Below are 15,676 nucleotides of genomic sequence, written 5' to 3' on the forward strand. Positions count from 1 at the left end.
CCCTTTCGTCAAAAGCTTACGCCAAGAAAAGAACTCCATTCAGCGGCGTCTGCCCTGCAGGCGCCCCTTTCGGGATGATTACCCTTTTTGCCGATATTCGATTGAGTTTGTTCAAGCGAAAACACTGAAACAGAGATGACCACGGAAAGACATGAGAAAGAAAAACGGGCGGCAGATGCCGCCCGTTTCCGTATGCTGAAGCGATGCGTAGAGGTTTCAACCTCAGAATTCCGTCCAGTCTGCGTCCTGGCTCGGGCTTGGCTGCGCGCCGCCGCTCTTGCCGAAAGCGCTGGCAAGCTTCTGGCCGAGTGCGCGGGCGGGAGAGGGGGCAGGTCTTGACTGACCCTCGGTTGCGATGCGGACCGGTTGCCGGGCGGGACGGGCAACGGGCCGCGGTGCAGGTGCAGGCGCAGCCACGGAAACGGGCGCGACATCGGCAAAGCCGCCGGTGCCCGTAAGCTTGAACTGGCCGAGCAGGTTATTCAAGGCCGCCGCCTCCGTGGCAAGGCTATGGCTTGCAGCGGTGCTTTCCTCGACCATGGCCGCGTTCTGCTGCGTACCTTGATCCATGGTGTTGACGGCGGTGTTGATTTCCTGAAGGCCGGTCGACTGTTCGCGCGACGCTTCGGCAATCGCATGGACATGCCGGTTGATTTCCTGCACTTCGTGAACGATGGCATCGAGCGCCTTGCCCGTTTCGCCGACCAGAGAGACACCGGTCTGCACATGCCCGCCGGACGTGGTGATCAGCGCCTTGATTTCCTTGGCGGCATTTGCGGAGCGTTGCGCCAGTTCACGAACCTCCTGGGCGACGACAGCGAAGCCCTTGCCGGCTTCGCCGGCGCGTGCCGCCTCGACGCCGGCATTCAGCGCCAGCAGGTTGGTCTGGAAGGCGATGTCGTCGATCACGCCAATGATGTTGCTGATTTCGGCCGAGGACTGTTCGATCTGCTGCATGGCGCTGACGGCCTTGCGGACGACCTCGCCGGACTTCTCGGCGCCGGCGCGGGTGCGGGCAACGAGCTGGCTCGCCTCTTCTGCGCGCTTGGAGGCATCCTTGACGGTGGTCGTGATCTGTTCGAGCGCTGCCGCGGTTTCCTCGACGGAGGCAGCCTGCTGTTCGGTACGCCTTGAGAGCTCGTCGGCCGAGGAGCGGATTTCATTCGCGCCCGCGCTGATGGCACGGGCATTGGCGCCGACCGACTGCATCGTCTCGTTCAGCTTCGCGACGGAGTTGTTGAAATCCTGACGCAGCGCATCCAGATCGTCGATGAAAGGTGTATCGATATGCGATGCTAGGTCACCGCCGGCCAGACGCTTCAGGGCGTCGCCGAGCGCCTGGACTGCGCGCTGAAGATTGGCAGCCTCCATCGCTTTCTGTTCGTCGCGTGCATGACGCTCGCTTTCACTCAGATTACGATCGGCTTCGGCCTGCGTTTCAAGGCGGACCCGTTCGACGGCATTGTCGCGGAAGACGGAGACGGCAGCGGCCATCAGTCCGATCTCGTCGCGTCGGTCGAGACCTGCAATATCGGTCGCAGTGTCACCATCGGCAAGTTGAGCCATCCGTTCACGCAGGCGAGACATCGGGTTGGCGATTCCGGCCTGGGCGACATAGGTGCCGAGCGCGATCATCGCGAGGATCGCGGTGCCAATGATGGCGAGGCTCCAGTCGATGTGCATGTTTACCGTTGCCGAAAGCGCGTCGCCGCCATCGTTCAGGAGATTCATGAGCACATCATTGTTCGCTATCATTTTTGGGGTGATTTCGGCCACGCCCTTACTGATCGTTGCGATCGCCTCGCGGGCGCCGTCTGCGTCCCCGGCCTTATAGAGCTCGATGGCCTTCTTACTTGCCGTCTCCAGATCGTTGACATCCCCAATCAGGTCGTCAACCGCCGCCTGACGGCTGGGAACCAGCTGGGCTACCTGCTGCAGGCGATCCCTTGCCTGACCGAATTTTACCGCTGCCTGTGCCGCCGCTTCGGATTCCGGCGACCCTGCTTTGAAATTGAGAGCGAAGCTTGTCTGCAGAACGGAGGAAAGCACAGAGGAGTTTGCGCGCGAGGCCTGCATCGCGGCAAGGGCTTCGTGATCGATGAAGGTGCTGTAGCTGCTGTCGGCCCGCCGGAATTCGGCGATGACATAGAGCAGTCCTAGGAGGGAAATGACGCCTGACAATAGGATAACTGAAAGAATTTTTGTTCTGATTTTCAGGTTCTTAAGCATGAATATCTGACCTCTGTCTCGGACCGGTTGTTTGTTCTCGCAGCGCGGCCGCCTGAAAACAGGAATGTGCATGAAGGCGAGGCATGCGGGCACGAGGAAATTGCGGGAGGATGCCCTGGCAAAGGCTCGACAATGCGCGTCATGCAATCCGCCGGAGCTGGCGAATGTCGTCGTCTGCATAGAACCCGATATTATTTAATTGCATGCTAACAGCACCCGATCTTTGCAAATTTTGTACGACAGTATGCCGGTCACATCCGCTATTGGAGCACGATCGCGAGCTCTATTCCCTGGCACGTATGAGTCTGATACATCGTGGCCCGAGCGGCGACGCTTCAAATAAGCCGAGGTCGGATCATGATGGTGCTTTCGCGTCTTTTGCCGCTAAAGGGAATATGCGCGCTTTGCGTGATTTCGGTTCTGTTCCTTTGGGCCACGCCGTTATTCGCACAGCAGCCGCCGGCGACCAATCTGCCCCTCCTCTTCGACGCGCGCGAGAGGCTCGCCAAGCCCGATCTTTCTTCAATCGTGCGCCTGCGCTTTCTGACCTCGGTCGATTTTCCGCCCTTCAACTTTACCGATCAGACAGGCAAGCTCGCCGGTTTTCACATCGATCTTGCCCGGGAGATCTGCGATGAGTTGGAGATAACGGACAAATGCCAGATCCAGGCCTTGCCATTCGCCGATCTTCAGGATGCTCTTTCCGCCTCGCAGGGAGACGCCGTGATCGCCGGCGTGGCGGTCACGCCGGCGTTGCGCCAGCGCTTCGCCTTTTCACGGCCGTTTCTCATGCTGCCCGCCCGTTTCGTCCGCAATCTGAAGACGCCGGCTGAAGGAAGAGCAGTCACCGCGCTTGCTGGACGTTCCGTGGGAGTCGTCGCGGATACGGCGCATGAAGCGATGCTGAAGGCATTCTTCCCGACGATCAAGCCCGTGCCCTTCAAGACGAAGGAGGAACTGCTGGCGGCGGTGAAGGACGGAAAGATCGATGCCGCCTTTGCCGATGGCTTGCAACTATCTTTCTGGGTCTCGTCCCCGGCTTCAGACAAATGCTGCGCTCTTTTCGATGGCCCCTATATTTCCGAGCAGTTTCTGGGCGAGGGGATGACGATCATGCTGCGCCAGCAGGATAGCGTTCTGACCGCCGCGATTGACCACGCGCTCGCTACGCTATCGCGCAACGGCCGTCTGCAGGAGATCTATCTGCGCTATTTCCCGAACGGGCTCTATTGAGCCTGGCTGAAGCCCGCTAAAGCAATTCCAGGAAAAGTGCGAAGCGGTTTTCCCGTCCGGAATTGCATGAAAACAACAAGCTAAAGCCTCGTGAGCCTACCTTCACGCGACAGGCTTTAGCCTCACGCGCTGCGATAACGGGCGATGGCGCTGCGCTCGATCGCCGCGCAGGTCAGCTTGTCCAACCCGAGACGATCGCGCAGCAGACTGAGCAGCCTCAGCTCTTCCGCCTTCACCGAGAAGTCTGCCGAAGCGACTTCGACCGCAAGCGCATAGGCCGTATCGTAGAGCCGTGACGGCAAGGTGTCGCGCACCGTTTCCAGCACGACGTCGAGACCTTCCGCGCCCGCGAGCAGGGCCGCGCAATCCTTGGCGATGGATATCAGCTTGTCGTCATCGAAATCCTTGAAGACCGGAAGGACGCCGATCAACTGGCCGATCCGCGCCATCTCCTTGTCGTTCATGGTTCGGTCGACGGCGGACGCCATGACCATGACGTAGACGAGGGCATCATGCGCGGTAAGCGGCTTGTTCATATCGAGTGGTATCCTTTGGCTTTCGCCCAAACTATGAATTGGCAGGGCTTATTGCAAGGGACTGGATCCGGTTTGCCTTGCCTCTCTGCCGCGGGGATCGTCGCCATAAAGGCCGAGCTTCGCCTGTTTGGCCTTTTCGGATGCCGCCACCAGGGACGATCCGGCTTCCGCCTCCGCCCAACCGTTCTCGATGAGCCAGGTGGAAATATCCTGCGATCCGATGCGGCACTCCGCGGTCGCCGTCCCTTGCCAGTCGTCGCTATCCATCCCGCAATTGACGGTGCGCTGGCGCAGAAAAAGTCGAAGTGCCGTTTTCGCCACCATGCCGCAAGGCCACTCTCGTCCATTCGCTCCCTTGCAGGTCTGGTCAGTCGCCGTGGGCACGATCCCGGCGAGTTGCACGCGCTTGTCCCCGAAGCTCAGGATGCCGGCCTGCTCTGCAACTGGCCGCGGCAGCTCCATCATTTTAGGCTCCCCTGCAGACTGCGAACCAGAGGCAGGCGCTTCGCCGGTCGGCCCGTCCGCCGGTGGTGCGGCCTGGGCGGTTTCCGGCAAGCTGATCGCAGGTGCGCCTTCCTCCGATGCGGTCCGGGTGGGCTCGTTCGGTGGCTCGTCCGGCAGGTCTCCAACAGCGTCGATCTCATCCCGCGTCATCGCAGTAAAGTCGGTGTTGCTCGCCGCATCCCTTAGATGTACCTCGCCCACCCTCAGCAGCAGGCTGACCGTCGCGATTCCCGCTAGTCCTGTTAAGAAGGCTGCCGGGCGCATGATGGAAAACTTTCCTATTGGCTGGCCCAGATGATCCGCGCGATCCATTCCACATCCGAAAGTTCGAGCGTGCGGTTGGGGTGCGCCGGGTTCAGCGACAAGAGTTCGATGGAACGGGCGCTTTGACGTAGCAGCACCTTGGCCATGACCTCGCCCTCGCGAGTCTTGACGACCACACGGTCGTTGCGCCTGACCTGTGCTCCTGGCTCGACGATCAGCACATCACCATCGCGATAGAGCGGCATCATGCTGTCGCCCTGTATTTCGAGGGCATAAAGGCCGGCCTTCTGCGAAGGCGCGGCAGGGAATTCCACCACGTCCCATCCCTGTCCGGCCGGAAAGCCACCATCGTCGAAAAAGCCCCCGGCGCCAGCCTGCGCGAAGCCGAGCAATGGTATCGAGGTCGTCTTTTGCGGCGGAGACCTTCCGGGCACGCCTGGAACTGAGTCCCCCGGCCGCATGAAGCTCAGAAACTGCTCCATGCTTGATCCGGTTGCGTCCAGCACCTTGGCGATCGATTCCGTGGACGGCCAGCGCAGCCGCCCGTCAGGGCTGAGACGCTTAGACTTATTGAACGATGTCGGATCGAGGCCCGCTCGCCGCGCAAGCCCGGACGGAGTCAGCTCATGCCGCGCGGCAAGCCGGTCAAGCGCATCCCAAATCTGGTCATGTGACAGCATCGTCGTCTGCGTCCCGCGCCTTCGGGCTCAGAGCGGAATGGGAAAAGGGTATGCGTTTCCACCCGCAACCCGCTCTAACCTGTTAGAATCGATCACGTTTATGATTTTGGGTCTATTTGACCCAAAATCATCGCAATCCAGCGCCAGAGCGGTTTAGCTTTTAATGGAAAGCGAGAAATCGCTCTAACCTTTTGTTTCTACGCAATTCCGAACGGATAGCCGCTTCGCGCTCTTCCTTGAATTGCCCTCGCGTCCTTACGCTTTAAAAAAGGTTAACTGACGCGGCGCCATCCGTAAAGAGCGATAAGGAATAAAATCCTTTTCCCTTCAGTATTTTAAACGTCACGCCACCATTGCGACATTGATCTTGCCGAGCTGAATCACCGCCTGGGTACGGCTATCGACATTCAGCTTGAGCAGGATGGCGGATACATGCGCCTTAATGGTTGCCTCGGACACCCCCAGCTCATAGGCGATCTGCTTGTTGAGCAAACCCTCGGCAAGCATCGCCAGCACACGGCTTTGCTGCGGCGTCAGCGTATGCAGCCGATGGATGAGATCGGCGACGTCAGGATCCTGCTCTTGTCCGTCCTGATAGGATTGTGGCGTGGCGATATCGCCCGCGAGAACGGCATCGATGCTGCGGCGGATGTCGTCGATGCCGGCGGATTTGGAGATGAAGCCTGACGCGCCGAGCTCGAGCGCGCGCCGGATGGTGGTGGCGTCATCGGTCGCTGAAATGATCACGATCGGCAGGTTTGCAAATTCGGCACGGAGCGACATCAGGCCGGAAAAGCCGCTAACGCCGGGCATGGCAAGATCAAGCAGCATGAGATCGGCGTCGGCGTGACGCTCTGCGGCAGCTTTTGCCGCCATGAAATCGCCCGCCTCCACCACTTGCCATTGCCCCGCCATCCCATTCACGGCCTGGCGAAGCGCACCCCGAAACAGTGGGTGATCGTCTGCAATAATAATTGTTTGCTCGTTCATCGAAGGCCCCCTCCCAAGAGCTCGATTTCCCCTCTACAGCGCCATGCGTCTTATAAGACGCATGAGGATCGCTGTAACACTTTCAATGGCTGCATGGTTTTATCCTTAAATCGGTTCCGATTTGAGGAACCATGCGGCAGGACTCACCGCGTATATACACGCGACACTTGAGTCCTCCCTGATATACATCAAATCACGTCTTTTGCGGAAGCGTCTTGCTCTCTTCCTCCGCCTGGAATTCCCTGACCATCCCCATGAAACTGCGCATCATCCGTTCCATGATGCCGATCGATCGGTCGACTTCCGCATCGCTAGGCAGGCCGGTGCGTCCGCCATTGGCGACCGTCTTCTCGAGCGCGGTGACCCGCTCCGCCAGCCGGTCAAGTTCCGCTTCATAGGCAGCGCGTTCATCCGCCCCCATGCGGCAGACGAGGGTGCCATCCTTCTGCTCGCAGAGCGACATGGCGCCCGTCTGCCGGTCGAGCCGCACGAAGTGATCGTCACTCCGTTCCAGCTGGAAACGTGCCGTATCCTGCTCAGCCGCGCCGGCTGCGAGCGGCAAAAGGAAGCCGGCAAGGGCAATCACTATCGCCTTCATCTTTCATCCTCCGGAATTTGCCTGTGGTCGTCCACGATTTTCGCGGCGAGGCGTGGACATTGCGATCTCTTTCCGGCAAAGCCCTCTTCATCTGACGACCAGCATTTCATGGACCCATCATGACCGTGACACCGACGCTTTACAAGATAGTGACGGAAACCCTCTGGCAGGAAGCCAGACAAGCCGGCGTTTTTCACGGCGCCGCCATCGATCTGACGGACGGTTTCATCCATTTTTCCACGGCGAAGCAGGTCAAGGAGACGGCAGCGCGCCATTTCGCCGGGCAGTCCGGCCTGCTGCTCGTGGCGATCGACGGTGAAAAGTTGGGCGACAAGCTGGTTTTCGAACCGTCGCGCGGCGGCGATCTCTTCCCGCATCTTTACGCCGATCTGCCGCTCTCAGCCGTTCTGTGGGAAAAGCCGCTGCCGCTCGACGATGCCGGCACTCATATCTTTCCGGAGCTCGCGCCGTGATCAATTCATTCCAGCGGGTTGCCCGCAAAGGTCTGTTTCTCTTCGACCCGGAAACCGCCCATGGCATGTCCATCGCCGCGCTGAAGGCCGGCGTCATTCCCGCCTGCCATATCGCACCGGATCCGCGGCTGCGCCAGACCGTAGCCGGCCTTGAATTCCCCAATCCATTGGGCATGGCCGCTGGCTACGACAAAAATGCGGAGGTTCCGGAAGCCCTGCTGCGGCTCGGTTTTGGCTTCGCCGAAATCGGCACGGTCACGCCGAGGCCGCAGCCGGGCAATCCGCGCCCGCGCATCTTCCGCCTTGTGGAGGATGAGGCCGTCATCAATCGCCTCGGCTTTAACAACGAAGGCCATGATGCGGCGTTCAGGCGGCTTTCAGATGTGCGCAGCCGGGGGATCATCGGGGTAAATATCGGGGCCAACAAGGACAGCGAAGATCGCATCGCCGACTACGTCGCCGGCATACGGCGCTTCTATTCCGTCGCGCGCTATTTCACCGCCAATGTTTCCTCGCCAAACACGCCGGGTCTGCGCGACCTGCAGGCGCGCGAAAGTCTCGCAGCACTACTGTCCGCCGTGCTGTCTGCCCGCGATGAGGAGGCGACGAAGGCGGCCAGGAAGATCCCGGTCTTCCTGAAGATCGCGCCCGATCTGACGGAAGAGGGCATGGACGACATCGCGGCGGAAGCATTGTCCCACGATCTCGACGGCCTGATCGTCTCCAACACGACGCTCGACCGCAGCGGTTTGAAGGATCAGCGTCAGGCCGGCGAGGCAGGCGGCCTTTCGGGAAAGCCACTCTTCGAAAAATCGACTGTGGTCCTGGCGAAGATGCGCAGACGCGTCGGCCCGGCTCTGCCGATCATCGGCGTCGGCGGCGTCTCGTCGGCGGAAACGGCGTTGGAAAAGATCCGCGCAGGCGCCGATTTCGTACAGCTCTATTCTTGTATGGTCTACGAAGGGCCCGGTTTGCCGGGGACGATCGTCCGAGGACTTTCAAAGCTGCTTGACCGAGAGCGCGTAGCCTCGATCCGCGATCTGCGCGATAGCCGCACCGATCACTGGGCTGGACGGAAGGTCTGATCAGCTCGCGGCCGGACCAGCATCGCGAGAAAGATGCCGCGGAAGAGCAGGAAACCGTTAAGCGACAGCCACAGGCCATGATTGCCGAAGAGCGGCACGAAGACTGCGAGCGCGACAAGATAGCCGGCAAAGGACATCAGCATGCGGTTGCGCATGTCGGCTGACCATGTGGCACCGATAAAGACGCCGTCCATCAAGAAGGCAAGCGCGCCGGTCAGGCCTGTGACGGCTGCCCAAGGCAGATAGGTCCCCGCCGCCAAACGCACCTCCGGTGCCGTCGTCAGCACCGATATGAGCCATGGCCCCGCAAGGAAGAAGAAGACGGTTGTCGCCGTGGCAAGCCCGAAGGACCAGATTGCCGTCAGTCTCAGTCCGCGATCGAAGGCCGGGCGATAGCCGGCGCCAATCGCGCGGCCGGTGATCTGTTCGGCCGCATTGGCAAGGCCGTCGAGATAATAGCCGGACAACAGGAAGATGTTCATCAGCACGGCGTTGGCCGCGAGCGTCACGGCGCCGAAGCTGGTTCCGATGCGCGTCATGAGCGTGAAGGCGCCGAGAAGCACGAAGGTGCGTATCAGAATGTCGCGGTTGAGCGCGAAGAGCTCGGCAAGTTTCGTGCGTGAGAAGATCTCGGCGCGGCGCGGCCGGCTCTCCTTGTCGAAGCCCCGGAGGACGATGAAAAGCCCGACAAAGGCGCCCGCCACCTCTCCGATCAGCGTGGCCCAGGCGACGCCTGCTACTCCCCATTCGAGCGAGAGACCGAGGACGATTGACATCACGATGTTGGTGCCGTTGATGATCGTCTGCAACATGAGCCCGGCGCTGCCCTGACCGCGCCCGAGCACGAAGCCAAGAATGGCATAATTGGCGAGTGCAGCCGGGCCGGAGAGTATGCGGATTGAGAAATAGGTGCGCGTCGCCTCGGCGACGGCTGCTTCCGGTCCCATGAGCCTGATCCCGCCGGAGATCAAAAGCGGAGAGAGGATCAGGATCAGCACGCCGCAGACGACGGCCGAAATCAGGGCGCGCCAGAAGACCGCCTGTTGCTCATGCTGGTCATGACGGCCGAAAGCCTGGGCAGTGAGCCCGGTCGTCGAGGCGCGCAGGAAATTGAAGCTTGCGAAGATGAGATCGAAGAGCATCGCGCCGATCGCAAGCCCCGCCAGCGCATCCGCCTGGCCAAGCCGGCCAACGACCGCGGTGCCTGTGAGCCCGAGCAGCGGTGTCGTCATGAAGCCAAGGGTCATGGGAATGGCGATGGAGAGCACCAGCCGGTGCGTCACGTCAAAGGAAAGTGCCTTCCTGCTCTGTGTCGCGCTATCCATAACCCCTCCCGCATCCTGAGCTGAGACTTTGCCTCAGCCCGACAGTACCATGGCCCAATAGGGCAGGTTCCGGGAAGACTCATTGTGCGCGACGGCGACACCGATGCCATTATAGCGTCCGAGCATGTTCTCCAGATGATGCGGCGAGTTGATCCAGGCCTGAACGACGGAATCGACACTCTGTTGACCCGAGGCGATATTCTCGGCGGCCGGCATACGGACGCCGCTTGCCTTGACACGGGTTACGAAACTGTCGCTGAACCCCATCAGATGCGCCATCTTGCCGGCATCGGCCATGCGCTTTGCCTGGTAGAGCGCGGCGGCGCGTGCGGCAGGATCGCTTGCCAGCGGCGACAGCCCGCTCTTGCTGCGCAGCGAATTGACGAGCGGAAGGGCGGCTGCCGTTTCGTCTTCGCCCGTTCCAGGGGTAAGCGGCGACCTGGTGGTGCAGCTCACGATACCGGCGGTGAGAGCAAGGCCCGACAGGCGCAGGATATTGCGTCGAGAGGTCAAGATGATTGTCATGTTAGCGGCGGTAGCTGAAGAGACGGAGAACAATGAAAACGGGAATGACGACGGTCGCGCCGAGGAGGAGATAGTCGCCTATATGCCCAAGCGCGGCAAAGCCCCGATGCCAGAGATCGAGGACGAAATGGCGAATGCCGTAGATGAGGTCGAGCGGCGCCCATCCGAAGATCGTCATCACGAAACCGACGATCAGCGACACGACAAGCAGCTTCACCACGGTTCGGCCGATCGAGTCGCCGAGGAATCTGTTCACCTGATCGGACATGCACAATCTCCTGTTTGCCCTGAGATAGGCGTGCGAATCGTTGCCCGCAAGCAATTTTGAGGCATTCGACCCCGTCCCTGAAATAGGACTTGAGTTTTTTTGTGGCCGGCGCAACAAGCGCCGATCCAATCAGGTAACGAAGATGCAGGCCTACCAGCTTTCCTCCGGCGATGTCATTGCCGACCGTCGCGCCGACTACGCAAAGATGCTCGACGAGGGCGGCGAGCCGGAATCCGCCGTCGAACTGATGGAACAGGCGCTGGATCTCGTGCCGGGCTGGGCTGCAGGCTGGTTTCAACTGGCAGGCTATCGCGAAAAGGCTGGCAGGAAGGATGCTGCGATCGACGCGCTGAAGCGGGTCCTCGCGCTCGATTCGGAGGATATCTTCGGCGCTGGGCTGAAGCTTGCCCTGCTCGGGGCAACGGACGTACCCGATCAGCCGTCGAGCCGTTATGTCGAGCGGCTGTTCGACGACTATGCCGACCGCTTCGAAAGATCATTGCTCGAAAAGCTCGACTACAGCGTGCCGCAGAAACTTGCCGCCCTGATCGCGGAAAGCGCGGCGAACTTCGATCTTGCGGTCGATCTTGGCTGCGGCACTGGCCTGCTTGGCCCGGAGATCCGTAGTCGCGTCAGCCGCCTGGAGGGTTTCGACCTCTCCCAGAACATGCTGGCCAAGGCGGCCGACAAGCAGGTCTATGACCACCTCGACCAGGCCGACCTGTCGCTTCCTCCCGAAGAATCCGGTCTTTTCCGGCAGGGTTTTGCCACGCGCCGCGCCAATCTCGTCACTGCCGCCGATGTGATGATGTATCTCGGGGATCTCAGAAGCGTGTTCGCGATCGTGGATGATCTTGCGGCCCCCGGCGCGATCTTTGCCTTTTCGGTCGAGGATGCCGGCGAGGACGCCGGCTTCCATCTTGCGCCTTCACTGCGCTATGCGCACTCTGAAGGCTATATCCGCAGCCTCTGCGGCGACCATGGCTTTTCGGTCGTCGACTTCAGGAAAACCACCATTCGCAAGGATGGCGGCAATCCTGTCTCCGGCATTCTGTTCCTTGCGCGGAAGACCGGAAACCATTGAATGGGTTGAGAGTTCCGCCCCTCACCCTAACCCTCTCCCGCAAGCAGGGCGAGGGAAACGATCGAGCAAACGAGGTGGAGACATGTTTCCGAAAGGGACGGAGGAGGGCGCGACTCCCCCTTCGCCCCGCTTGCGGGGAGAAGGTCCCCGGAGGGGGATGAGGGGCCGGCGCCGCAGTCAACATCCTTATCGCGACCACCGAATCCTCGAAGGCCGCGCTCAAGCCGCCTGAGCAGGCTTGTCGATCGGATGTTGCGAGCGGAAGCCGACCGCAAGCCGGTTCCAGACGTTGATCGCGCCGATCGCCACCGTGATCTTGACGATCTCCTCTTCCGAGAAGAATTCCCTCAACGGCTCGAAGTCGCTGTCCGGCGCACCCGTCTGCGCAATATTGGTAAGCGCGTCGACCCAGGCGAGCACGGCGCGCTCGCGGGCGTCATAGACCGGCGATTCCCGCCAGGCGCAGATGAGGTTGATCCACTGCTCGCTCAAGCCGTCCTTGCGGGCCTCCTTCACATGCATGTCGACGCAGTAGGCACAGCCATTGATCTGCGAGGCGCGCAGCTTGATGAGGTGGATGAGGCGATGCTCGAGACCGGAATCCTTGGTGACGTACTGATCAAGGGCGCTCACAGCCTTATAGGCGTCCGGAGCGGCTTTATAGGGATTGAAACGCGGTTGCATGTTCTTCTCCTTGGATTGATGAGCCCTATCGGCTCGTTTTTCGTTCGTGGATTTCCATGAATGCGCAGCTTCTCGCCGCGATCGTTCCGTCATCGAGCGCCTTCAGTTCGGCTCTGATGTCGACAATTCTCGTCTTTGCCAATTCCGCCCGGTACACCTGTTCGGCACGCAGCATGGCCGAAGCGATCGTGCAGGGCTGAGCGAAGAAACGGTCGGGCACCGGATTCGGCCCCCGCTGCCGAATCTCGTTGCAGCGAAAGGCAGGCGCCGGTCCTTCGACCGCAAGTACGATATCGAGAAGCGTGATCTTCTCCGGTGTTTTCGCCAGCCGGTAGCCGCCTTTGGGCCCGGGGACGGTATCGAGGATTCCGGCTGACGAAAGCGCCTGCAGATGCTTCAGCAGATAACTGGCCGATACGCCATGGAACTCCGCGATTGCGGCGGCCGAAAGCACGCCGCCCTCGGAAAGCCCTGCCAGCATGGCAACACTGTGGATTGCCTGTTCGACACCATCGCCGAGTTTCACTGAAATCGCTCCAATCGTGGATAAAAAATATCTACGATTATCCGATCTGGCAAGCGCCCTAGAGTTTCCGACGAAACCGTTCGCTGGAGCTGATCGGCAGATGCAATGCCTGCTTCTATTCCGCAGCGTTTGAACTACATTCGCCGTTGTGGATCAGATCGACGTCGAGGAACGCATTGCCCTGCCTGAACCCTTTACCCGCTGGTTCGCGGAAAAGGGCTGGCGTCCCCGCGCCCATCAGCTCGAACTGCTGGCCCGCGCCGAAGCGGGAGAAAGCACGCTCCTGATTGCGCCGACCGGCGCCGGCAAGACGCTTGCCGGCTTCCTGCCGTCACTCACCGATCTCACCCGCCGCGGCAGGATTCCGCCAGGCTCGGCTTTCACCGGGATCCACACGCTTTACGTCTCGCCCCTAAAAGCGCTCGCCGTCGATATCGAGCGCAATCTGATGAAGCCGGTCACCGAGATGGGTCTGCCCGTCACCATCGAGAGCCGCACGGGCGACACGCCGAATGTGAAACGGCAGCGCCAGAAGCTCGATCCCCCCGACATCCTGCTGACGACGCCGGAACAGGTGGCGCTTCTTCTTGCGAACAAGGAAGCGGAGCGCTTCTTCAAGGATCTCAAATATGTGATTTTCGATGAGTTGCATTCGCTGGTCACATCGAAACGCGGCCATATGCTTGCTCTTGGCCTCGCGCGTCTGCGCCGCCTCGCGCCCCGCCTGCAGACGATTGGTCTCTCGGCAACCGTCGCCGAGCCGATGGACCTGCAGAAGTGGCTGGTGGCGCAGGAAGAGGGCAGGGGCTGCCACGCCGGCCTCGTCATGGTCGAGGGTGGCGCCAAGCCCGACATTTCGATCCTGCAGACAGAGGAGCACATCCCTTGGGCGGGTCACATGGCGAGATACGCCGTTCCCGATGTTTACAAGCAACTGACCGAGCATCGCACGACGCTGCTCTTCGTCAATACCCGTTCGCAGGCCGAGATGCTGTTCCAGGAACTCTGGTCGGCCAATGAGGAGAACTTGCCGATCGCGCTGCATCACGGCTCGCTCGATGTAGCCCAGCGCCGCAAGGTGGAAGCCGCGATGGCGGCCAACCGGTTGCGGGCCGTCGTTGCGACCTCCACTCTGGATCTCGGCATCGATTGGGGCGACGTCGATCTTGTCATCCATGTCGGCGCGCCGAAGGGCGCTTCCCGGCTTGCCCAGCGCATCGGTCGCGCCAACCACCGCATGGACGAGCCGTCGAAGGCCATCCTCGTACCCGCCAACCGCTTCGAGGTTATGGAATGCCAAGCCGCCCTCGACGCGAACTATGTCGGCGCGCAGGATACGCCCCCGGTCGGCGCCGGAGCGCTCGATGTGCTCGCCCAGCACATGCTCGGCATGGCCTGTGCCGACCCTTTCGACATGCTGGAGCTCTACGACGAGATCACCAGCGCCTCGCCCTATGCGGATCTTTCCTGGGAAACCTTCGAGCGCGTCGTCGATTTCGTGGCGACCGGCGGCTATGCGCTCAGAACCTACGAGCGCTACGCCCGCATTCGAAAGACGAAAGAAGGTCGCTGGCGCGTCTCCAATCCGCAGGTCGCGCAACAATACCGACTGAATCTCGGCACCATCGTCGAATCCCCGATGTTGAACATCCGCCTGGTCAAGCGCGGCGCCGGCGGCAAGATCGGCCGCGGCGGCGCTTCGCTCGGCAAGGTCGAGGAATATTTCCTGGAGCAGTTGTCGCCGGGCGATACTTTCATCTTCTCCGGCAAGGTGCTGCGCTTCGAAGGCATTCGCGAGAACGAATGCCTGGCGTCCCAGGCCTTCTCCATGGATCCGAAAATCCCCTCCTATGCCGGCGGCAAGTTTCCGCTTTCCACCTATCTGGCCGATCAGGTGCGTTCGATCCTCGCCGATCCGGATCACTGGCGCCGCTTGCCGGATCAGGTGCGCGACTGGCTGGAGGTCCAGAGGGACAGGTCGATCCTGCCGAAGCGGGAGGAACTGCTGATCGAGACCTTTCCGCGTGGCGCCCGGGCCTACATGGTGGCCTATCCCTTCGAGGGAAGGCTGGCGCATCAGACGCTCGGCATGCTGCTGACGCGCAGGCTGGATCGCGTCGGAGCCAAGCCGCTCGGCTTCGTAGCCACGGATTACTCGCTCGGTATCTGGGGCCTGGAGGATATGGGCCTGATGATCGCCAACGGCCGCTTGAGCCTTTCCGATCTCTTCGATGAGGACATGCTCGGCGATGATCTCGAAGCCTGGCTCAGTGATTCCTTCCTTCTGAAGCGCACTTTCCGCAATTGCGCCGTGATTGCCGGCCTGATCGAGCGTCGTCATCCGGGGAAAGAAAAGACCGGCCGGCAGATCACGGTCTCCGCCGATCTGATCTATGATGTCCTGCGCACGCACGAGCCCGACCATATCCTTTTACAAGCGACCAGGGAGGATGCGGCGAAGGGACTTTTGGACATCGGTCGGATTGGCGATATGCTGAAGCGAATCAGGGGTCACATCACGCACCGCGCGCTCGATCATATCTCGCCGCTCGCAGTACCGGTGATGCTCGAGATCGGGCGCGAGGCCGTCCCGGGTGAGGCTCATGACCACCTCCTGGCGGAGGCCGCTGATGATCTGATCCGCGAAGCCTTCGCTTAAACGAATTGGGGAC

Annotated in this window: 16 protein-coding genes; 5 read left to right on the top strand and 11 right to left on the bottom strand. The window is 60.9% G+C overall.

What is annotated here, in order from left to right; translation table 11 throughout:
- Positions 1–222: 222 nt before the first annotated feature.
- Positions 223–2,229 carry a methyl-accepting chemotaxis protein gene (locus AAE029_RS15740; RefSeq protein ID WP_371073793.1) on the bottom strand — a complete coding sequence of 669 codons (2,007 nt, stop codon included), beginning with the start codon at positions 2,227–2,229 and terminating at the stop codon, positions 223–225.
- 360 nt (positions 2,230–2,589) lie between these two features.
- Here AAE029_RS15740 and AAE029_RS15745 point away from each other — a divergent pair, with 360 nt between their 5' ends.
- Positions 2,590–3,462, top strand: coding sequence for a transporter substrate-binding domain-containing protein (locus AAE029_RS15745; protein ID WP_371073845.1), 873 nt, complete (start codon positions 2,590–2,592; stop codon positions 3,460–3,462).
- A 122-nt stretch (positions 3,463–3,584) separates the two neighbouring features.
- Here the strand turns inward: AAE029_RS15745 and AAE029_RS15750 are convergent, their stop codons facing one another.
- From AAE029_RS15750 to AAE029_RS15770, 5 genes are all read right to left on the bottom strand, one after another.
- A complete protein-coding gene (locus AAE029_RS15750; protein WP_371073794.1) occupies positions 3,585–3,998 on the bottom strand; it encodes a tellurite resistance TerB family protein in 414 nt (137 codons plus the stop codon).
- Between the two features lie 48 nt (positions 3,999–4,046).
- Complete coding sequence (locus AAE029_RS15755; RefSeq protein ID WP_371073795.1) at positions 4,047–4,766, bottom strand: thermonuclease family protein; 720 nt, start codon at positions 4,764–4,766, stop codon at positions 4,047–4,049.
- A 14-nt stretch (positions 4,767–4,780) separates the two neighbouring features.
- Entirely contained in the window at positions 4,781–5,446 is a 666-nt protein-coding gene (locus AAE029_RS15760) for a S24 family peptidase (RefSeq protein ID WP_371073796.1), read from the bottom strand.
- 342 nt (positions 5,447–5,788) lie between these two features.
- A complete protein-coding gene (locus tag AAE029_RS15765; RefSeq protein ID WP_371073797.1) occupies positions 5,789–6,436 on the bottom strand; it encodes a response regulator in 648 nt (215 codons plus the stop codon).
- 193 nt (positions 6,437–6,629) lie between these two features.
- Complete coding sequence (locus tag AAE029_RS15770; protein WP_371073798.1) at positions 6,630–7,034, bottom strand: hypothetical protein; 405 nt, start codon at positions 7,032–7,034, stop codon at positions 6,630–6,632.
- A gap of 119 nt (positions 7,035–7,153) precedes the next feature.
- Between AAE029_RS15770 and AAE029_RS15775 the strand changes: the two genes are divergently transcribed.
- Together AAE029_RS15775 and AAE029_RS15780 are read left to right on the top strand one after the other, a co-directional pair.
- Positions 7,154–7,507, top strand: a complete 354-nt coding sequence (locus tag AAE029_RS15775) for a DUF952 domain-containing protein (protein ID WP_371073799.1) — start codon at positions 7,154–7,156, stop codon at positions 7,505–7,507.
- A complete protein-coding gene (locus tag AAE029_RS15780) occupies positions 7,504–8,592 on the top strand; it encodes a quinone-dependent dihydroorotate dehydrogenase (protein WP_371073800.1) in 1,089 nt (362 codons plus the stop codon). The genes AAE029_RS15775 and AAE029_RS15780 overlap by 4 nt, the downstream gene beginning before the upstream one ends.
- Here AAE029_RS15780 and AAE029_RS15785 read toward each other — a convergent pair.
- From AAE029_RS15785 to AAE029_RS15795, 3 genes are read right to left on the bottom strand one after another with little or no spacing between them, the layout of a single operon-like run.
- Positions 8,568–9,917, bottom strand: a complete 1,350-nt coding sequence (locus tag AAE029_RS15785) for an MATE family efflux transporter (protein WP_371073801.1) — start codon at positions 9,915–9,917, stop codon at positions 8,568–8,570. The genes AAE029_RS15780 and AAE029_RS15785 overlap by 25 nt on opposite strands.
- A gap of 33 nt (positions 9,918–9,950) precedes the next feature.
- Positions 9,951–10,442, bottom strand: coding sequence for a CAP domain-containing protein (locus AAE029_RS15790; protein ID WP_371073802.1), 492 nt, complete (start codon positions 10,440–10,442; stop codon positions 9,951–9,953).
- A gap of 1 nt (position 10,443) precedes the next feature.
- The gene (locus tag AAE029_RS15795) at positions 10,444–10,710 is read right to left on the bottom strand and encodes a DUF6460 domain-containing protein (RefSeq protein WP_371073803.1); all 267 of its coding nucleotides are present in this window, start codon (positions 10,708–10,710) and stop codon (positions 10,444–10,446) included.
- Between the two features lie 142 nt (positions 10,711–10,852).
- Between AAE029_RS15795 and AAE029_RS15800 the strand changes: the two genes are divergently transcribed.
- On the top strand, positions 10,853–11,794 hold the full coding sequence (locus AAE029_RS15800) for a methyltransferase (RefSeq protein ID WP_371073804.1): 942 nt from the start codon (positions 10,853–10,855) through the stop codon (positions 11,792–11,794).
- 219 nt (positions 11,795–12,013) lie between these two features.
- On the opposite strand, the gene AAE029_RS15805 is transcribed toward AAE029_RS15800, so the two are convergent.
- Positions 12,014–12,478: a carboxymuconolactone decarboxylase family protein gene (locus AAE029_RS15805; RefSeq protein WP_371073805.1), complete on the bottom strand. Its 465-nt coding sequence runs from the start codon at positions 12,476–12,478 to the stop codon at positions 12,014–12,016.
- Between the two features lie 25 nt (positions 12,479–12,503).
- On the bottom strand, positions 12,504–13,004 hold the full coding sequence (locus tag AAE029_RS15810; protein WP_371073806.1) for an Rrf2 family transcriptional regulator: 501 nt from the start codon (positions 13,002–13,004) through the stop codon (positions 12,504–12,506).
- Between the two features lie 148 nt (positions 13,005–13,152).
- Between AAE029_RS15810 and AAE029_RS15815 the strand changes: the two genes are divergently transcribed.
- Entirely contained in the window at positions 13,153–15,663 is a 2,511-nt protein-coding gene (locus AAE029_RS15815) for a ligase-associated DNA damage response DEXH box helicase (protein WP_371073807.1), read from the top strand.
- The last annotated feature ends 13 nt before the right edge of the window (positions 15,664–15,676 follow it).

Source organism: Sinorhizobium sp. CB7, assembly GCF_041357635.1.
Lineage (GTDB): Bacteria > Pseudomonadota > Alphaproteobacteria > Rhizobiales > Rhizobiaceae > Rhizobium.